At 28.8% G+C, this 20,457-nt stretch carries 13 protein-coding genes; 6 read left to right on the top strand and 7 right to left on the bottom strand.

Annotated features, from left to right (window positions below):
* Positions 1 to 2: 2 nt before the first annotated feature.
* Positions 3 to 2,291 carry a TonB-dependent receptor domain-containing protein gene (locus F1B92_RS06810; protein WP_154571113.1) on the bottom strand — a complete coding sequence of 763 codons (2,289 nt, stop codon included), beginning with the start codon at positions 2,289 to 2,291 and terminating at the stop codon, positions 3 to 5.
* Between the two features lie 209 nt (positions 2,292 to 2,500).
* Positions 2,501 to 3,373: a ChaN family lipoprotein gene (locus F1B92_RS06805; RefSeq protein WP_195836315.1), complete on the bottom strand. Its 873-nt coding sequence runs from the start codon at positions 3,371 to 3,373 to the stop codon at positions 2,501 to 2,503.
* A 191-nt stretch (positions 3,374 to 3,564) separates the two neighbouring features.
* On the opposite strand from F1B92_RS06805, the gene F1B92_RS06800 reads away from it, so the two are divergent.
* From F1B92_RS06800 to F1B92_RS06785, 4 genes are all read left to right on the top strand, one after another.
* Positions 3,565 to 6,246 carry a TonB-dependent receptor domain-containing protein gene (locus F1B92_RS06800; RefSeq protein ID WP_154571111.1) on the top strand — a complete coding sequence of 894 codons (2,682 nt, stop codon included), beginning with the start codon at positions 3,565 to 3,567 and terminating at the stop codon, positions 6,244 to 6,246.
* 115 nt (positions 6,247 to 6,361) lie between these two features.
* Positions 6,362 to 7,204, top strand: a complete 843-nt coding sequence (locus F1B92_RS06795) for a substrate-binding domain-containing protein (protein ID WP_154571110.1) — start codon at positions 6,362 to 6,364, stop codon at positions 7,202 to 7,204.
* A gap of 205 nt (positions 7,205 to 7,409) precedes the next feature.
* Positions 7,410 to 8,735, top strand: a complete 1,326-nt coding sequence (brnQ, locus tag F1B92_RS06790) for a branched-chain amino acid transport system II carrier protein (protein WP_154571109.1) — start codon at positions 7,410 to 7,412, stop codon at positions 8,733 to 8,735.
* Between the two features lie 272 nt (positions 8,736 to 9,007).
* Complete coding sequence (locus F1B92_RS06785; RefSeq protein WP_154571108.1) at positions 9,008 to 10,303, top strand: sulfatase-like hydrolase/transferase; 1,296 nt, start codon at positions 9,008 to 9,010, stop codon at positions 10,301 to 10,303.
* A gap of 353 nt (positions 10,304 to 10,656) precedes the next feature.
* Here F1B92_RS06785 and polA read toward each other — a convergent pair whose 3' ends face one another.
* From polA to F1B92_RS06760, 5 genes are all read right to left on the bottom strand, one after another.
* On the bottom strand, positions 10,657 to 13,287 hold the full coding sequence (gene polA, locus F1B92_RS06780) for a DNA polymerase I (RefSeq protein ID WP_154571107.1): 2,631 nt from the start codon (positions 13,285 to 13,287) through the stop codon (positions 10,657 to 10,659).
* Positions 13,288 to 13,424: 137 nt separating this feature from the next.
* On the bottom strand, positions 13,425 to 14,135 hold the full coding sequence (locus F1B92_RS06775; RefSeq protein WP_154571106.1) for a glycosyltransferase family 25 protein: 711 nt from the start codon (positions 14,133 to 14,135) through the stop codon (positions 13,425 to 13,427).
* A 9-nt stretch (positions 14,136 to 14,144) separates the two neighbouring features.
* Complete coding sequence (locus tag F1B92_RS06770; protein WP_154571105.1) at positions 14,145 to 14,918, bottom strand: glycosyltransferase family 25 protein; 774 nt, start codon at positions 14,916 to 14,918, stop codon at positions 14,145 to 14,147.
* A 2-nt stretch (positions 14,919 to 14,920) separates the two neighbouring features.
* The gene (gene uvrA, locus F1B92_RS06765) at positions 14,921 to 17,746 is read right to left on the bottom strand and encodes an excinuclease ABC subunit UvrA (protein ID WP_154571104.1); all 2,826 of its coding nucleotides are present in this window, start codon (positions 17,744 to 17,746) and stop codon (positions 14,921 to 14,923) included.
* A 33-nt stretch (positions 17,747 to 17,779) separates the two neighbouring features.
* The gene (locus F1B92_RS06760) at positions 17,780 to 18,532 is read right to left on the bottom strand and encodes a sulfite exporter TauE/SafE family protein (protein WP_154571103.1); all 753 of its coding nucleotides are present in this window, start codon (positions 18,530 to 18,532) and stop codon (positions 17,780 to 17,782) included.
* A gap of 112 nt (positions 18,533 to 18,644) precedes the next feature.
* On the opposite strand from F1B92_RS06760, the gene F1B92_RS06755 reads away from it, so the two are divergent.
* Together F1B92_RS06755 and F1B92_RS06750 are read left to right on the top strand one after the other, a co-directional pair.
* A complete protein-coding gene (locus F1B92_RS06755; protein ID WP_154571102.1) occupies positions 18,645 to 19,937 on the top strand; it encodes an anthranilate synthase component I family protein in 1,293 nt (430 codons plus the stop codon).
* Positions 19,930 to 20,457, top strand: a 528-nt coding sequence (locus F1B92_RS06750; RefSeq protein ID WP_195836314.1) for a restriction endonuclease subunit S, incomplete at its 3' end; no start/stop codon positions are given. The genes F1B92_RS06755 and F1B92_RS06750, both read left to right, overlap by 8 nt.

Below are 20,457 nucleotides of genomic sequence, written 5' to 3'. Positions count from 1 at the left end.
CTTTAAAATTTATACTCAAAACTTCCTAATACAGTTCTACCTCTTGCTTGGTTGTCAAATAAATAGATATCATTTCCATTTATATCATATGTGTGCTGATTCTCAGTGCCATTAAATGCATTTAAAGCGTCCATATAGTTTTTATCAAATAAATTTTGAATTTCAAATTTAAGCGTTAAATTCTCATTTGGCTTTAAAATCATATAAAAATCATAAATAGTTGGGATATTAGGAAGTTTTTCTTTTAAAAGCTCTGGATACAAGTCATTTGGGTCATTTGTTGGGACTCTATTATCAGTACCAATGGTTACTCTATAAGCATCTCCTGTATATTTTGCTATCATTCCTATGGTTAATTTTTCATCAAAAAGTCTTGTTCCTACATCGATTCTAGCATAGTCTTTAGGAAGTTCTGTTATTTCTGTATATCCACCAAATGAATTTGAATGAGTTCCGCTTGTTTCATTTGTAGTTTGATTGCTAGTTTGCTTTGAATAGCTTCCTTTTACATAAAACATACCTGTATCATAGCTTAATTCTACTTCCCAACCCCTAAATTTAGTAACTTCTGTTTGATTTAAATGAAGCATAAAAGCATCTGTTGTGTAAAAAGATTTGTTATAGATATAATCATCCACATGAGTATTATAATAAAGCACTTTTAAACCAAATCTATCATTATCAAGCATTAAATTTTCTTTAAAACTATTAAATCCAATTTGCCAAGTTTTAGCCTCTTCTGGTCTTAAAAATGGATTAACACCATTTCCTTCGTTTGTTGAGAAAAACATCTCTTGAACATTTGGTGGTCTTGTTGTTTTTGAGTAGCTTACAAATGGAGCAAAAAGATCGTGAATTTTTGCTGATAGTAAAAATGAGTAGTTAAATTCTAAATCATCTTTATCTATATCGGTTGCATGCCTTGGAAAACAAAAATGCCCTATATCACACTTTGGCTTGTGCCCTTTAATGTTCCATTTTTGTAAATTTAAGTTTGCATCAAATTCAAAAATAGAATAATTAAGTCTATTATCCAAATAAAAAGTTACTATTTTTTGCCTACCTTTTGGAGAAAAAGGAGTTGATGTAGCTCCTGGCAAACTCATATTTAAAGTGTTTTTATACTCGTTGTCTAAAAAATTTATTCCAAGCGTTGGAGTGTATGTAAAATTATCAAAATGAAATCTTGATTTATTGCTTAAATTTAAAGTAATTGCTTCATTTATGGTTTTTAAATCGCCCTTATTTGCCATATCAGTTCTACCAAAAAACACTGCATCATCAAGGTATTTTTGCTCACCTTTAGTATAAGCAGCTAAGAATTTGATATCTATTAATTCATTATCGGGATTAAAGTTATAATCAAGTTGATAATTGTTATGAATCATATCTCTGCCAGCTAATAAATTCTCATATCTTCTATAGTTTATTATAGCTTTGTTAAACTCATTGGGCTTAATCTCTACTTTAAATAAATAGCTTTTTGGTTTTTGAGTTAGCTCGTCAGGATTAAATGGGCTTGAGTCTTCAAATGGATGGTTCGACAAACTTATTGGCTGAGTTGGATCAAAGTTTGGATTTGGAGTTCTTTTTTCGCTTATTTTTCCACCACCGCCAACATCATAGTTTTGAGAAATCTTTTTTCTGCTATAGCCAAAAAGTGCTCCTACACTTCCACCGTTATCAAATTTATATTTACCTGCAACGGCGCCCATATAGTTATATCCTATACCATTTGTTCCATGAGAATATCTACCCATAAAACCAAAAAGATTATCATCTCTTACCAAATCATCAACACCTATGGTTCTAAAATTTGCTCCACCCATAAGCCCGCCATGTCCTCCGCTAAATGTTCCTTTTGTAACATCAGCAGCAACTAAAAAGTTTTGATCTATCATAGCACCAAAACCTGAAGTTCCTATATTTCCTTGCCCTGTGTGAAATTTACCATTATCAGCTGAAGTTCCAAAAAATGTCTGAGTTACTCCATCAACCATAGTATTTACTCTACCAACTCCTGTCATTCCGCGGATATTAACTTGAATGGTTCCTTGAGTTTGATCTGTATTTGTATAGCTTCCTGGCATACTTCTAATAATACTATCAATGCTTTGAGTAGAGCTACCAACCCCCCCCCTAGAGCTAACTGCACCAGGTGTTACAAACGATTTATCATCATCTTTTATCTCTTTAGCTGAAATTTTTAAATTATCAAATTCAATCTCATCTGCGTGCATTAAATTTAGTGCTAAACACGAAATAATAGACAATTTAAAAAATTTATTCATTTTATCTCCTTATATATTAATTTTATTTTTTATCTTAAAAATTTATATGAAACATTTATTATAAAAGTTATTCCTCTAGCCAGAAATACAAATTGCTTTTGCTATTTTTATTTCTTTAGTTGAAATTTTTAATTTATTAAACTTAAGCTCTTGAATATTTGTAAATACGCAAAATAAACCGAAATAAAAAGTTAAGTTTAATAAGATTTTTACCATTTTAAACCTTGTTTAAATTCTATAAAATAATCACTCATCAAGCTATTTTCTTCATTTATAATCTCATCGATATCCCCAAAAACAACAACTGCATACTTTTTATTTTTATTAAAATCATCTATATGAAGAGGAGCTCCAAAATTTTTATCAACGTGAAATCTACCTGCTACCAAAACAGATAAAATATCGCTATTTACTAATTTATCTGCCATTCTTCTATCTTTAAATTGCTGAATTTCAACCATTTTTTCTAAAATTTTTTCATCAATTTTATGAGTTCGATTTATGTGTAATTTTATCTTTTCTTTAACATCTTTTGTTGTTGATTTTATGCCATATAGTGGCATAGCACCACTATATATTGTATTTATTTCATCTTTACTTAAATTTCCAGCACTAAATTTTACCCCACCATAAAATAAGCTACTAACCAAATCACCATAATATTTAAAATCCCAACTATCATCCCAATTTAAAGCTTTTTTTAGTTTATTTGGAGAAATTTTATCTCTATTTTTAGTAGCATTATCCCAATCTTTTTGTAAATCAGCACCGCCCATCTCAAATACAACATTTATAGGCTTAAATTTAGCTAAATCAAGTATGATTTTTTTCTCTAAAAAATGATGGTAAGGTGTTTTATGTGATTCTCCCAATAAAATAATATCATTTTCTAAAAGCAAATTTATAAACTCTTCATAATTTAAAATTTCTTTCGTGTTTGAATTTATGACTCTAAAATCATTAAAATCATCGCTAACTTCGAGTTTATTAAAAGAACAACCAAGAAAAATTACAATAAACAATAAACAAAAAATAACTTGCGTAAATTTGACCCTACTAGCACACAATGTAAAATTATTCATAATCTCAACTTTATTATTAATCATCAAGTGAATATTATTATCATTTAACTTAAAATAAGATAAATTTTAATGAAATATTTTATTGCTTGATAAAATTTTCCTTCTATAAAAAACAATAATTAAAATCATTAATAAATTTTTAAATTTTATACAATATAATACAAAATTTTAAATAAAAAAGGTGAAAAATTATGTATAAAAAATTTACAATATTTTTAGTTTTAACTCAGATATTGCAAGCACAAGATGAGTTAATTTTTGATGAGTTTAACATATCTGCTACAAATCGCCCATATCAAGGCGAAGTTTTATTAAAAAATTATCAACAGTCTGGATCTTTTTCTTATTTAGATGGCAAAAATATTTCAAGATTTAGAGGTAGTTCTGTTGGAGATTTTTTAAGTTCAATTCCAGGAGTATTTATCACAAATAAACGAAATAGCGGCGCAATCACAGTAAATATTAGAGGTCTTCAAAATGAAAATAGGGTTCCTATTTATATAGATAATGGCTTAAGGTCTGTTCCATCTTGGCAAGGATATGCAGGATCTAGTACTAGAACATATCTTGATCCTGATTTAATATCTAGTATAGAGATACAAAAAGGAGTAAATTTTGGAGGCGATGGGGTTGGTGCAACTGGTGGTGTTGTTAGAATGCAAACCATAGGATATAAAGATATAATTTTAGATGATAATGATTGGGGTGTAAGAATAAGCGGCGGAATTATGTCAAATACAAGCAAAAAGCCATCTTTATACACTCGTGGAGGCTATAGAACTAAATGGGTTGATAGTTGCAAAGACGAAGATGATGAAGAGTGCAAAGCATATCTACAAAAACATCCTCAAACATACAACACGCCTGCTAGATATCAAAATAAAAATCCTTTTCAAAATTTAGGACAAAGCTGGAATGGAAGCATTGCTTTTGCTAAAAAATGGGAAAATGCTGATATCGTTTTAGCTTATGCAAGAAAATTTCAAGGCAATTATTTTGCTGGAAAATATGGTTCAACTCCACAAATCATAGGAATTAAAACCAGTAAAGCAATATATGATGATGATTATAATATAAAAAACATATTAGAATATGATCCAGATTTAGCAAAAGAGCTAGAAGATCCTAGCAAATATAAAAATTATAACGGCTACTTACAAGCAGTAAGCCATGAAATTATATCTAAGAAGCTAGTTTTTAAACAAGGAAATTACACATATTATAGAGCCAAAGAAGAGGTTTTAAATACATTTTTAGAGAGTAAATCTTATTTAGCAAAACTAAATTTATATGATGAGTTTCAAAATTTTAATCTCACTTATAGCAGATATGATAGCAATTTTGGAGAATTAATGCCATCTCAAACAAGTATTAGAAGCGATGGTGCTTTACAAGGCGAGGGTCAAGAAGTTGTAATTGATTCAATTAGTTCTAGCTATAGATATAATCCTAACAATCCATATCTTGATCTTAAATTTAATTCATATTTTACTAAAAATGACACATCTTTATTTATGCCTTTTGTTGAAGATTTAGTTGATTATGATAAAAACTCTATCCTAACTCCTTTAGATAGCAGATACGCCTCTTTTATAATCTCAAATCAAATAGGATTTAGCTTAGAAAATACAAGCATTTTAGATATAAAAAATAAGCCTTTGAAAATAAATTATGGAATTTCTTATACTTATGAGAGATTTAAACAACCAAAAGATACAGATGAAAGACTTAGAAAGAAAAACTACCCAACATCTACTTCTCATATAGAATTTTTGAAAAAAAGAGGTTATGATCCTGCAAAATTTAGAGTTGCTGATTTTAAAGCTAATGGAAAGCTGTATGAAAGAGATGCAAAAAGAGATGAAGTAAGTGCATTTTTATGGGTTAATTATCCTATTTTTGATAAATTTGAAGCTGATTTTGGATTGAGATATATAAATGCAAAAATAAAAGACAACAATCCTTTGCAAATTCCAAATGGATATGATCATAACAAAAAACTAAAAATCAACAAAATTTTTACTCCAAACATAAAAACAAAAGCTTTAAGTCCAGCATTTATGATGACTTTCAAGGCAAATGAAAACGTCATTTTATACGCAAAATATGCTCAAGCTGTTAGAAATCCTAGTCTTTTTCAAGCCACAAAAGGATGGGGAATTCAAAATCAAGGAGAAGCAAAACATAACTCTTTAAAGCCAGAAAGACATTTTGATTTTGAAATCGGTACAAATTTATTGTATGAAAATTTAGCTAATTTTGATAATGTTTTTGGTTTTAAATTCGCTTTTTATAACAACTATACAAAAGATTATTTAACAAGAACGAATATTTTAAAAAGTAATTTTCAGCAAACAACCAATATCAAAAGTGCTTTATTTAGAGGGTTAGAGGCTTCTATTTATTTTGATAGTGGTAAATTTTATTCAAATTTAGGATTTAATAGAATTTTAAAAACTAATTTTTGTCAAAAATCATCAAATTTAAAGCCAGGTCAAAAACAGTGTTATAATGGTGGCATCGATGGCTCAAATCTCTCAAATTCAGTCCCGCCAAAAACAACACTTTTTGTAAATTTAGGAACAAGACTTTTAAATAATAAATTAGATTTAGGGGCTAGATATAGTTATTATAGCAAAAGGTTTGTATCTATTTGGAATTTTAACGATACACAAAAAGGCGAAACAAATAGTGCTCAGTGGGACCCTTATTCAATTGTGGATTTATATTTAGATTATATGCCTAAAAATAATATAAAATTTTCAATAAGTTTGGATAATCTCACAAATAGATACTATTTAGATTCAAACAATATGGGGCTAACTCCTGCGCCAGGAAGGACACTGCATGCAGGTTTTGAGTATAAATTTTGACAATCTTGACTAAATTTATCACTATATTAATAAATTTAATCGACTCATTTGATTTGATAACAGGTGATAAATTTACTATTTCAAGATACACTACATAAAAATTAAAGGAAATTAAATGAAAAAAATATTTTTATCTTCAGCACTTATAACAAATACTCTGCTGGCTATAAATTGTACTCAAATTTACGGCGATGGAAATTTAGAGCTAAGACTAGCAACTGGAAGCCCTGGAGAACTTGGTTTAGTAGAGGTTTTAGCAAATGAATTTAGTAAAGATAAAGACGCTAAAATTTGCTGGATAAAAGCTGGAAGTGGCAAAACTCTTGAACTTTTAAAAGATAAAAAGATTGATATAGCTATGGTTCATACCCCAAAAGCTGAAATAAACGCAGTTAGTGAGGGCTGGGCTGATAATAGAACCTTAATTGGTTCAAATGAGTTTTATATAATCGGTCCAAAAAGCGATCTTGCTGGTATAAAAGAAGCTAAAGATGTTAAAGAAGCTTATAAAAAAATAGCTGATTCAAAATCACTTTTTTATACTAGAGGCGATAATTCAGGCACTCATAAAAAAGAGTTAAGCATTTGGAAAATGACAAATATAGAGCCAAAAGGCGAGTGGTATCAAGAAAATAAAGACTTTATGCTTGCAACCTTAAAAAAAGCTGATAAAACAAATGGATATTTTATGACTGATAGTAGCACTTATGTGGTTGCAAAAAATGAACTTTTAAATAGTGAAGTTTTATTTAAAGGAGATCCTTATCTTATAAATACCTATTCAGCCCTAACTAGAAATGATGATGGCTCAAAAAATTATAAATTAGCAAAGGAATTTGTTGAGTTTGTAGCTTCCAATAAAGGACAAGAGATTATAAGAAATTATGGCAAGGAAAAATACAAAGATGCTTTATATAAAGATGCAAATTATGCAAAAAAGTATTTTATAGAAAATTAAATTTAAGCCCTAAATTTAGGGCTTCAGATATAAATTTATTTAAAAATACAGACTAAATCTTAAAAATCACTTCAAATAATATTTAAATTTTTATGTGTAAAAAAGTTATAAAATTTTTTATTGCATTAAAAAAGCATCTATTTTTATAATATTTTAAGGATATTTTATGCATTATTTATGAAATTTACTAAATTTAGGAGTTTATATGGAAAAAGGACTTAATAAAAAGCAATTTTTTATAATTTCATTAATGTTGTTTTCTATGTTTTTTGGTGCGGGAAATTTCATTTTTCCGCCTATGGTTGGAAAAGACGCTGGAACTAGCTATTATTTAGCTATTATGTTTTTTTGCTTAACAGCAGTTGTTCTACCAGTTTTAGGAGTAGCTGCAGTAGCAAAAGCAGGCGATTTAAAAAGCCTTGCAAGTAGAGCAGATTCTTGGTTTGCTGTGATTTTTGTAACAGCCATTTATGTGTCAATTGGACCATTGCTTGCGATTCCTAGAGCTGCAAATATGCCTTTTGAAATTTCAATTATGCCATTTATCGACAAAGATTATCACTCTTTATCATTAGCTGTTTATGGAGCAATATATTTTGTATTAAATTGGTATGTTTGTATTTATCCATCAAAAATGGTTGAGCTTTTAGGTAAATGGCTAACGCCTGCTATGCTTATTTTGATTGTTGTATTTTTTGTGGCTGGATATATAAATTTACCTGGAAATTTTGCTACACCTAAGGGCGATTATGCGATTGCTCCTGCTAGTAAGGCATTTGTAGAAGGATATCAGACAATGGATGCTTTAGCTGCCCTTGTTTTTGGTATAATCGTAGCTACTGCTATGAAAGATATGGGCGTTAAAAACGAAGAGTATCTTTCAAATGCAACAATTAAAGCTGGAATGGTTGCTGGTGCGATTTTAATGATAATTTATATTATGCTTGGATTTTTAGGTGCAAGTGCTGGAGGGATGAATGAATTTGCAAATTCACAAAACGGAGCGGCTATTTTATCTGAGTTATCAAATCATCTATTTGGAAATAGCGGTAGAATTATACTTGGACTAGCATTTTTCTTAGCTTGCTTTACAACAACTACTGGTTTGATTAGTTCAGTAAGTAGTTATTTTGAGAGTATTTGCCCTAAGATAAATTATAAAATTTGGGTAGTTATTTGGTGCGTAGTTAGCTTTTTAGTAGCAAATTTAGGACTAAATCAAATTTTAAAATTTAGCGTTCCTGTGCTTATATCTTTATATCCTATTTCTATCATTTTAATAATACTATCTTTAATAAACAAAATGATAGATTCAAATAGACTCATTTATAGAGTTTGTGTTTATGTTTGTGCTTTGATTGGTATCATAAACGCTTTGGATATAACAGGTATCAATATTCCATTTATAACAGATGTTGTAAAACAATTCCCATTTTATAGCTCTATGTTGGGATGGATAGTTCCAACTGCTATTTGTTTTATAATCACGTATCTTTTTTATTTAATTTTTGCAAAAAAAGATAACTATTAAAATTTATTCTTAGGAATTTTTTCCTAAGAAGCATTTAAGGAGAAATTTATGAAAAAAAGATATATATATATATATATATATTAATAATATTTTTTATTAGCATTTATTTAAATATAGGAACTGGTAGAATCAACTTCTCTTCTGGTTTAAATTTCTACACAAACACGCTATATTTAGCTTTTACTATATTTTTATTTTTACATCTTAAGAGATTTTTTTGGATTTGTTTTGCTTTTTGTTGTATATTAGCATTTTATGCACCTACTGGGATTTTGCATGGTGTTGTAAATAAAGATTTTGTAGTTTCAATCTATGCTACTTATGGAAGCGAAGCAAGAGATTTTGCAACATCAATTCCTTGGCAATATATATTCATCTCGATTACTAGCTTAATTTTTTTACTATTTCTATATAAAAAAATGCCAAAGATAAATTTTACTAAAAGATGGCTAGCTGTTTTACTTTTAATTTTTACCACACTTACTGCAACTGGAAAATTATGGAGCATAAGCTCGACAAGTTCTGTTGCTAGGATTATAGAGTATCTAAATTCTGGTTATGAAAATTTAACGCTTCTAAAAAATACAAAAATCGAGCCAAAATGGGAGATTGAAAGTATAGATCCAAAATATAAAAATTTTATCATCATAATTGGCGAAAGTATGAGAAAAGACTACACTCATCTTTATGGATATAATCAAAAAAATACCCCATTTTTAGATGGCGTAAATGGTCTTTTTATAGATGGTTATCAATCAACTGCTATAAACACGATAAAAAATCTAAAAAATTCTTTAAATTACAATCAAGATTTTAATTACAATATAATAGACTTAGCAAATTTAGCTGGTTTTGAGACTTACTGGTTGTCAAATCAAGGATATTTTGGAGTTCATGACACACCAACAACAATATTAGCAAAAAGAGCTGGGGTTCAGTACTTTTTAGAAAATGATCCATCTATACAAGATAAAACCGATGCGAATTTGGTCAAAAAATTTGGGGAATTTTATAAAATAAAGAGTAAAAAAGTTAGAGTATTTTTCTTGCATTTTGTAGGAGAGCATCCAACTTTTTGCAAAAAACTAACAAATAAATCATATCGTAAATATAAAGATAAAAAAACTTTCAATATAAATTGCTATGTAGATTTAATAAAACAAACAGATAATGATTTAGAGAGTGTATATAAAATTTTGCAAGATGCTTATCAAAAAGATAAGAGCGAAAGCTTTTCAATGGTGTATTTTAGCGATCATGGATTAACTCATATTGAAAAATTTTCTAAATTTGAATTAGTAGTGAGAGACTATCCATCAAAACAAGCACTTGAAATTCCGCTATTAAAATTATCAAGTGATGATAAAGATAGAATTTGGATCAAAAATAGAAGCTATAATAACTATTTTAGCGAGAGTTTTTCAAAACTAATAGGAGTTAAAACTAAAAATATTACAAAAATCAACGACATCTTTGAAGAAGGAATTCAAGATGATGTTTTAAATTCCAAAGCTCTAATCAGCAATGAAAGTGATTTTGCTATAGATATATCTAAATTTAAAAATTAATTTAAGCTTAGTAAATTTACTAAGCTTATTAAGATCTGATAAACTCAAAATATAAAGGCAATAGAGCGTGTAAATATTTAAAAGATGGACTACTTATTTAACTAAATTTATTAAATCAAACAATAAAACCTAAACGAAAGATATGAATATAAAATTTGATAAATTATAATATGATATGTTAGAGTAAGGCATTATAAAAATATTTTAGGATATCATAAATCAAACTTAAATTTAAAAATATAAGAATGGTAAATTTTCTTGTATAAAAAAGTGCTAGTTTAGATAATGATTTAGATAGCAAATTTATTAAAACTAATAAGAAAGCTAAATTTAAGCTTAGTAAATTACTAAGCTTATTTGAGTTCGCCCCATTTTTTTGCAATGCTTAAAGAGCTAATTAGTGGCACATTTAATTTATAAATATTTTCCATAATATCTCTAGCTTTTTTGCTAAATTCATCAATCTTTTCATCTTTTACTTCAAAAATAAGCTCATCGTGAATTTGAAGTAGCATTTTTGCATTTTCATCTAAAAGCGGATAAATTTTAAGCATAGCCATTTTTATGATATCAGCTGCTGAGCCTTGAAATTTAGTATTTACCGCTTCTCTTTCATACATAGCAAGTTCTCTTTGATTTGCGTTTGAGAAGTTAAAAAACCTTTTTCTACCTATTAAAGTCTCGGAATATCCTTTGATTTTAGCTTCAGCTTTAAGGTTTTCTAAAAACTCTTTTATACTAGTAAATGCCATAAAATATCTATCTATATAATCTTTTGCTTCGTTTCTTGAGATATTTAACTCATTTGAAAGCTTATTTGCACCCATTCCATAAATTAAGCCAAAATTTATACTCTTTGCAATTGCTCTTTTTTCATTATCACTACTTCCAAATATGCTAATTGCCGTTCTTGTATGAATATCTTCGCCGTTTTTAAATGCTTTAATCAAGGAATAATCCTCGCTAAAATGTGCTAAAAGCCTAAGCTCAATTTGAGAATAATCTAATGAAACTAAGCTATATCCATTTTTTGAGATAAAACAATCTCTCATCTGCTTTGCTAAACGCCCACGTGCAGGGATATTTTGTAAATTTGGGTTTTTAGATGATAGGCGTCCTGTTGCGGTGCCTGTTTGTAAAAAATCTGTATAAACTCTACCTTTTTCATCTTTTAAAGCGTGATTTAAAAGTGGTTCTGTGTAGGTGCTTTGAAGTTTATAAATTTCTCTATATTCTAAAATTTTAGATATAACTGGATGGGTATCAATAAGGGAATTTAAAACGCTCTCATCTGTGCTATAGCCTGTTTTAGTCTTTTTCTTAGCTGGTAAATTTAAGTTTTCAAAAAGCACTACGCCAAGTTGTTTTGGAGAGTTTAAATTAAATCTTTGCTTGCTTAATTTATAAATTTCATTAGTTAAGCTTTTAATATCTTCATTTAGGGCTAAAATCATCTCTCTAAGGCGGTCTATGTCCATTAAAATGCCTTCTTCTTCCATATCTAAAAGCACTTTTATAAATGGAAATTCTAAATTTGAAGCAATTTTTAATAAATCTTCACCCAAAATTTTTGATAAAGCATTATAAAATCTCAGCGTTATCCACGCATCTTCGCTAGCGTATTTGCTAGCATTTTCAAAATTTACATTAGCGAAATTTTCTCCTTTTCTTACAACATCTTCAAATTTAATTGTTTTATAATTAAATAACTTTAAAGCCAAATTATCCATCCCAACACTACTTCCTGGATCCATTAACCACGCCATTATCATAGTATCAGCATAAATTTCAGGTGGATTTATACTAAAATTATTTCTAATAATTCTAAAATCATATTTTAAATTATGCCCTATAACAAAACTTTTGAAAATTTTTTCAATCCCTTTTTTAGCAACTTTGCTTGAAATTTGATCCCCAACTCCTAAAAAGTTATGGTTTATTGGAACGTAGTAGCTAATTTCTTCATCAAAACAAAATGAAAATCCTACTATTTTAGCAACTTTACTATCAAGATCTGTAGTTTCTGTATCAAAAGCTACTTTTGTTTGGGGTGTAATATTTGATAAAATTTCATCTAATTTTTCTTCATCAGTTACTAAAATACTTTCAAATTTAGAACTTTTTTGAATGCTACTTTTATCAAGAGTATTTAAAAGCCTATTTAATGAGTACTCTTCTAGAATGTTTTTAATTTTAAGAAGTGGATTTGTGGTTGGAAATTTTGCACTATTTAAATTTGGAATTTCTAAATCATCATAAAGAGTTGCTAACTTTTTACTAATAAAAGCACTCTCTTTGCCACTTATTAGCATATTTTTCAATCTTAGATTTAAAATTTTGTCTAAATTTTCATAAATTTCTTCTAAACTCTTAAACTCATCAAGTAAATTTTTAGCCCCTTTTTCTCCAATGCCTTTAACTCCTGGGATATTATCGCTAGTATCTCCAACTATAGCCAAAAAATCTCTTATTTGATTAGGATAGACGCCATATTTTTCATAGCAAGCCTCTTCATCATAACTCTCTTTTTTTGCTGGACTATAAATTTCAACTTTGCCATTTTTAATTAGTTGATAAAGATCTTTATCGTGAGTTACAACTCTTATAAAAATGTCATCATTTTCAAATTTTTTAACCACACTTGCAATTATATCATCGGCCTCGTATCCTTCTTTTGCTAAAAAACAAAGCCCCATATCTTCTATCATTTTTATGCAAATTGGAAGTTGAGCTAAAAGAGCTTCTGGTGGAGTTTGACGATTTTTTTTATAGTTTGAATCAATCTTACTTCTAAAAGTTTCGCCTTTGCTATCAAGTGCAAATATTATATAATCACTCTCATACTCTCCTTTTAAACTAGCTATAAAATTTGCAAATCCGTGCACCATACCACTTGGTTTTCCATCTTTTGTTCTTAAAGAACTCATAGCATAATAAAGCCTGAAAAAAAATCCAAATGTATCAATTATCGTTAAAGTTTTCATAAATTTCCTTTTTTATATAATTAATTTAAATTACAACTTAAAATTTTTACTTATATTTTCGTAATATTCTTTCTTATTATCGCCTGTTTTTTTATATTTAAAATTTAGTTTTCTAAAAATTCTATATTTCAAGCCACCTATAAGATATCTCCCCCCCCCCCTATAAGTCTTAAATCCTTTTTTCTAAATTTTTGTTTTTTCTTTTTATCAAGCCAACTCCAATCTTTGCAAATAGATGAATTTTCGCCTGTGTTATCATTTGTTTGAATGATGTTTTTATCTAAACAATAAACATTAAGCCCACAAAGTTTAATAAACTGAACCCAACAATCTGCTTCTAAAAATACTGGGGTGTTTGTTTTTAAGAGTTTTTTAGCTGAATTTTTTGTAATTATATAGCCATAAGCTCCCACTCCTTTTGTAAGTTTATAAAAAGCTAAATTATTATCTAATTTTATTTTATGATTTACGAAAAATTCATGCCCCTCATGCATCAAACAAACCATTTCAAAATATTTTTTATCTTTTAAAAACTCATCAAATTTATTAAAATACTCTAAAAACTCATCACTAAAAATAGCGTCATCTTCTAAGATTAAAGCGTGATTTATATCCTCATCAACCATTTTTTTATAAATTTTAAGGTGGCTTAAAGCACAACCAATTTCGCCTTTTGCTAAAAATCTATCTTTATGTTTATAAACTTTTTGATTTAATTCATCTTCACTTAGCTCTTTACCATAAACGCCTTTTATAAACTCATACTCAAGATTAAATTTACTAAAATTTTTAATAAAAATCTCTTTTTTATGAGTATCTTTTTCTAAATTTATAACAAAAATTTTCATTTATTTCCTTTATTTATGCTTATCACCACTAACTAAAAATTTAGAGTAAATTTTATAATAAAATCTATATTTTAAACTACCAATCATATATCTACCCCCCCCCATTTTTCTCAAGCGACTTTTTCTAGCGCGAGATTTTTGTTTGCCCATTTTGTGTCTTTCATCTCCAATTGATGAATTTAATCCATTAAAATCACTAGTTTTAATGATATTTTTGTCTAAGCAATAAACTTGTAAATCACACATCTTTATAAACTGAACCCAACAATCTGCTTCTAAAATCAAAGGAGTGTTTATTTTTAAAAGTTTTTTGGCTGAATTCTTAGTTATGACATAGCCATAACATCCAACGCCTTTTGCAATTTTATAAATCTTAAAATCATCTATTTTTATGGTTAAGTTTTTAAAATACTCATCATTTTGGTGCATAAAGCAAACCATATCAAATTCTTTTTTATCTTTCAAAAACTCATCAAATTTATTAAAATATTCTAAAAACTCATCACTAAAAATAGCGTCATCTTCTAAAATTAAAGCGTGGCTGATGTCTTCATCTTGCATTTTTTCATAAATTTTAAGGTGGCTTAAAGCACAACCTATCTCGCCATCAGTCATAAAGCAGTTTTTATAATCATATACTTTTTTATTTAACTCATCTTTATTTAGCTCTTTACCATGAACGCCTTTTATAAACTCATATTCAAGATTAAATTTACTAAAATTTTTAATAAAAATCTCTTTTTTGTGAGTATCTTTTTCTAAATTTATAACAAAAATTTTCATTTTTAAGCCTTTAATTCTTTTAACTCATCAACCAAAAATTTACCTGTAAAAGAAAGAGTTTTTTCATGATTTTTTGCTAGCTGTTTTGGAGTGCCACAAGCTATTATTTTACCGCCTTTACTTCCACCTTCTGGCCCCATATCTATGATGTAATCAGCATTTTTTATCACATCCATATTATGTTCAATTACAAAAACTGAGTTTCCTAAATCAACTAAATGCTGCAAAACTCCAACTAATTTTTCTACATCGTAAAAATGAAGCCCCGTTGTTGGTTCATCTAAGATATAAAGCGTATTTCCTGTGTTTGCTCTACTTAGCTCTTTTGCTAATTTTACCCTTTGAGCTTCGCCGCCACTTAAAGTTGTAGCATTTTGCCCTAAAGTTACATATCCAAGCCCTACATCTTGCATTGTTTTAAGCTTTGCATAAATTTTTGGAACCGCTTTAAAAAACTCCAGTGCTTCATCTACGCTCATTTCTAGCACATCAGCAATGCTTTTGCCCTTATATTTAACTTCTAAGGTTTGATCGTTGTATCTTTTGCCTTTGCAAGCATCACATTCAACCATAATATCAGGCAAAAAGTGCATCTCTATCTTTATCTCTCCATCGCCGCTACACTTTTCGCATCTACCACCTTTTACATTGAAGCTAAATCTACCTATTTTATATCCTCTAAGTTTTGCTTCTTTGGTCTGGCTAAAAAGAGTTCTTATATCATCCATCGCTCCTGTGTAGGTTGCTGGATTACTTCTAGGAGTTCTTCCTATTGGGCTTTGATCAAGATAGATTACTTTATCTAAATTTTCTAAGCCTTCAATTTTAGCATTTTTTACAATTTTTACCTTTTTAGCGTGATTTAACTCCTCTAAAGCCGTTGGAAGCAGTGTTTGTAAGATCAAAGAACTTTTTCCACTTCCACTTACTCCTGTAATGCAAACTAAATTTTTAAGTGGAAATTTAGCACTTAAATTTGAAATATTATTTATAGTTACATTTTTTATACTTAGCCAAATTTCTTGCTTTCTATTTTTTCTATAATCAATTTTTTTAATACCATTTATATATTTTGCTGTTAAGCTATCTCCTTTTAAGAGTTCGTCTGAAGTTCCACTAAACACAACTTCTCCGCCACTATTACCTGCTAAGGGTCCAATATCAACTATATAATCAGCCATTTTAATTGTTTTTTTATCATGTTCAACAACTATAACGCTATTTCCTTTATCTCTTAAGCTTATTAAAGTTTGGATTAATTTTAAAGTATCTCTTTCATGAAGTCCGATGCTAGGCTCATCTAAAACATACATAACCCCGCTTAAACCACTTCCTATTTGAGAAGCGATTCTAATTCTTTGTGCTTCGCCTCCGCTTATAGTTCTGCTATCTCTTCCTAAAGTTAGATATCCAAGCCCTACATCATATAAAAACTTAAGCCTTTCTCTAATCTCTTTTAAAATAGGACTTGCAACTTGAGTTAGCTCTTTAGTTAAATAGCTAAAATTTGATTCATCTATAAAAAATTTATATGAGTTTTCTATACTCGTATCTATAATTTCAGCTATTGTTTTATTTGCAACTCTAACAGCTAAGCTTTCAGGCTTTAAACGATGAGCGTTGCAACTATCACAAATTTTTTCACTCATAAAATCTTCAAAATCTCTTTCATTCTTAAGCATTTCATAAACGTATTTTAAAGCTCCTTCAAATTTACGAGTTAATTTATGCTTTTTCCACGTAAAATTTATCTCTTTTTCATTTCCATATAAAATAAGCCTCTTATTATCATCACTTAAATCACCATAAGCGATATTTGTAGGGATATCATTTTGCTCACAAAAAGCTATCATAAATTTATGATAATAGCTTTTATTAAATCCATACATTAGCTTAATAGCTCCTTTTTGGACACTATTTTCTTCATTTGTAATTTTTTTAACATCTAAGCTATATCTTATCCCAAGACCATCACAATTAGGACACGCTCCCTTAACTGAATTAAAGCTAAACGATAGTGGTTCAAGCGGCAAAAATGAAATTTTACAATCAAAACAAGCCATATGCTCGCTATAATGAATATGCTTATTTTCTAAATTTAATTCATCAGCATTTGTTATCTCAATCTCAAGCTCGCCATAGCTTAAATTTAAAGCTTTTTCAACATCTGAAGCTATTCTTTGAGAATTTTCTTCATTTACAACCACTCTATCAATTACTACAAAAATTGTGTGTTTTTTAGTTTTACTTAAAACGATCTCCTCATCAAGTCTAACCATAACTCCATCTATCATCGCTCTAATAAAACCTTGATTTCTAAGGTTTTCTATCGTATCAGCAAAAGTTCCTTTTTTCTCTCTAGCAATTGGCGAATATATAGCGATCTTAGCTCCTTCTGGAAGCTTTAAAATCTCATTTATGATATCGCTTGCACTCATTTTTGAGATGACTTTGCCGCATTTATGACAGTGTTGAACTCCAACTCTAGCGTATAAAAGCCTTAAATAATCATAAATTTCAGTTATAGTTCCAACTGTAGATCTAGGGTTTTTTGAAGTTGTTTTTTGATCGATTGCAATTGCTGGCGTTAAGCCTTCAATCTTATCAATATCAGGCTTTGGCGCTCTATCTAAAAACTGTCTTGCATATGAACTTAAACTCTCCATATAACGCCTTTGCCCCTCAGCATACAGAGTTTGAAAAGCTAAAGTACTTTTACCACTTCCACTAAGCCCTGTCATAACCACAAGTTTATTTTTTGGAATGGTTAAATTTAAGTTTTTTAAGTTATTTTCCCTAGCACCGTAAATTTTTATAAAATTATTCATATTTGTCCTTAAATTTATATTTAATCTAATAATCTAATTAAAAAATATCTGTTTAACCATAAGAATAAACATCACTAAATAAAGCACTAATAATAGCTTTTTTTGCAAATTTTTTTCTACCATATGAGACATTTTAACACCAAAATAAACCCCAACAAGAGAACCAATGCCAAGTAAAAAACCATATTTATAATTTACAAATCCATTTATCATCATCGAAATTAAACCGCTAATAGATGAAAATATCACAAAAAATAGTCCCATCGATACAGCTTTTTTTAAATCATACCCCATAAATCCAACCAAAATCGGCGTTAAAAACATAGCTCCGCCAATGCCCATACTTATAGCAAACATCCCAATCAAAAAACCAATTACAAACAAAAGAAACCTTGAGTTTATCTCATTTTTACCATTTTCTATAGTTACAAAAAATTTTAAAATGCAAATAAATAAAGCAAAAGTAAGCCCAATTTCTAAATAAATTGATGGTATATTTTTAACTATAAAACCGCTAAAAAATGCCCCCACAAGCCCACCGATTCCAACACTCAAACCATCATTAATCTTTAACTTTCCTGCTTTATAATTCACAACTGATCCAAAAACTGAGCTAAAAACCATCTGCATAATAGAAATTCCAATAGCTGTTTTAATATCATATCCAAAAGCAAGCATCAACGGCGATACAAAACTACCCCCACCAATACCAAAAAAACCAGAAATCATCCCAATTGCAATACCAAAAATAGCAAATAAAACTATCTCTAAAAATAAATTTTCCATATCCTGCTCCCAAAACGATAATTCTACCTTAAAAATCTTAAAAATCACCACTCAATCTATTTTCTTTAAGAATTTTTTAGATATAATTAAACATTTTTTAAAAAGGTAAATTATGCTATTTTTAGATCCAATTTTTTATTATAGAAGTATTTTGCAAGATTTCCCAAACAGCTACTTAGCAGAAGATAACTACCAAACTATAATCGGAATTGATTGCAACTATTTTAGTGGCGAAAATTTAAATCAAGTTCAAGTTTTTTTTAACAACTGCAAGCAATCAACCCCAAAAAATTTCCCTAATTTTGCAGGAATTTTTGGAGTTATGGGCTATGAGATAGTTTATAAATTTGAACGCCTAGCAAGCCCTAAAAAAGCTTTATATGATTTTCCAAATTTATACTACGCAAATGCTAAAAACTATCTTCATTACGACAAAATAAGTAAAATTTACTCATTTTATGGCGATGATAAAATTTATAAAAATTTAAAAGAGCTTAAATTTAATGAGCAAGAGAAAAAAGAAAACTATTTTTATAAAATTTCAACAAATTTAGATAATGAGAGAAAAGATTTTATAAATTCCATAAAAAAAGCAAAAGAGTATATAAAAAGTGGCGATATTTTTCAAGTAGTTTTAGCAAAAATTTTAGAAGTAAAAACAAATTTAAACTCACTTGATTTTTATGAAAGACTTAAAATAAACAATCCAAGCCCCTATATGTTTCACTTCCCAACTAAATTTGGTGATGTAGTAGGAAGCAGTCCAGAACTTGTTGCAAGTATAAAAGATAATGAAATTTTTGTAGCCCCAATTGCAGGAACTAGAAAAAGAGGAATTGATGCAAATGAAGATGAGAGATTAAAAAACGAACTTTTAAGCGATGAAAAAGAGTTAAGCGAACATAGAATGTTAATAGATTTAGCAAGAAATGATGTGGGAAAATTTAGCCTACCTGGCTTAGTTAGAGTGGAAAATCCTTTAAATGTCGTATTTTATGAAAGAGTAATGCATATAATTAGCGAAGTTTATGGAAAAAAAGACCCTAAATTTAGCACTTTTGATACCATTAAAACCATCTTTCCTGCTGGCACATTAAGCGGAGCTCCAAAAATTCGCGCTATGCAAATTATAAATGAACTAGAAACCTCATCTCGTGGCGTTTATGGTGGAGGGCTTGGATTTTGGCATTTTAATGGAGATATGCAAATGGCGATTTTAATTAGAAGTGCCATATTTTGCAAAAATTTAAAAGAATTTTCAGTTTTTATCGGAGCTGGTGCAGGCATTGTTTATGATAGCAACGAAGAGAGCGAATACAATGAAATTTTAAATAAAAGAGACTCTTGCCTAAAAGTTATAAAAGAGCTTTGTGAAAATTTTAATAATGGTGGCGAAAATGAATAAAATAGAAAATTTAATTAATAAATTATGTCCAAATGGGGTGGAATTTAAAGAGTTAGGCGAAGTTTGCGAGATATTAAGAGGTAAAAGATTAACATCAAAAGAATTATTTGAAAATGAAAAATATCCTGTAATTCACGGCGGAACAACGCCAATGGGATATTATAACAAAAGCAACCGAAAAGCTGGAACTACAATTGTAATAAATACTGGAAACGCTGGAAGAGTGTTTTTTATTGATGAAGAATTTTGGTCATCTGATGCTTGTTTTTCTTTATATCCAAATAAATTTTTAATGGATAAATTTTTATATTACAATGTAATTTCTATGGAGTATCTATTAATATCTAAAATTCGCACAGGTGCAATGCCTACAATTGACGCTAATGCTATAAAAAATTTAAAAATCCCCATCCCTCCACTTGAAATTCAAAATGAAATAGTAAAAATTCTTGACGCGTTTTCAGAGCTTACAGCAGAGCTTACAGCAAGAAAAAAGCAATATGAATATTATAGAGATAAA

It is taken from the genome of Campylobacter portucalensis (genome assembly GCF_009690845.1).
GTDB classification, from domain to species: domain Bacteria; phylum Campylobacterota; class Campylobacteria; order Campylobacterales; family Campylobacteraceae; genus Campylobacter_B; species Campylobacter_B portucalensis.
The sequence above is the reverse complement of the archived record's forward strand: the minus strand, read 5'-3'. Positions and strand labels throughout refer to the sequence as shown.

Excerpts from the sequence above, each read along its gene's own strand:
- F1B92_RS06810 (WP_154571113.1), bottom strand. The coding sequence starts at position 2,291 with ATGAATAAATTTTTTAAATTGTCTATTATTTCGTGTTTAGCACTAAAT.
- F1B92_RS06805 (WP_195836315.1), bottom strand. The coding sequence starts at position 3,373 with ATGAATAATTTTACATTGTGTGCTAGTAGGGTCAAATTTACGCAAGTT.
- F1B92_RS06800 (WP_154571111.1), top strand. The coding sequence starts at position 3,565 with ATGTATAAAAAATTTACAATATTTTTAGTTTTAACTCAGATATTGCAA.
- F1B92_RS06795 (WP_154571110.1), top strand. The coding sequence starts at position 6,362 with ATGAAAAAAATATTTTTATCTTCAGCACTTATAACAAATACTCTGCTG.
- brnQ (WP_154571109.1), top strand. The coding sequence starts at position 7,410 with ATGGAAAAAGGACTTAATAAAAAGCAATTTTTTATAATTTCATTAATG.
- polA (WP_154571107.1), bottom strand. The coding sequence starts at position 13,287 with ATGAAAACTTTAACGATAATTGATACATTTGGATTTTTTTTCAGGCTT.
- F1B92_RS06775 (WP_154571106.1), bottom strand. The coding sequence starts at position 14,135 with ATGAAAATTTTTGTTATAAATTTAGAAAAAGATACTCATAAAAAAGAG.
- F1B92_RS06770 (WP_154571105.1), bottom strand. The coding sequence starts at position 14,918 with ATGAAAATTTTTGTTATAAATTTAGAAAAAGATACTCACAAAAAAGAG.
- uvrA (WP_154571104.1), bottom strand. The coding sequence starts at position 17,746 with ATGAATAATTTTATAAAAATTTACGGTGCTAGGGAAAATAACTTAAAA.
- F1B92_RS06760 (WP_154571103.1), bottom strand. The coding sequence starts at position 18,532 with ATGGAAAATTTATTTTTAGAGATAGTTTTATTTGCTATTTTTGGTATT.
- F1B92_RS06755 (WP_154571102.1), top strand. The coding sequence starts at position 18,645 with ATGCTATTTTTAGATCCAATTTTTTATTATAGAAGTATTTTGCAAGAT.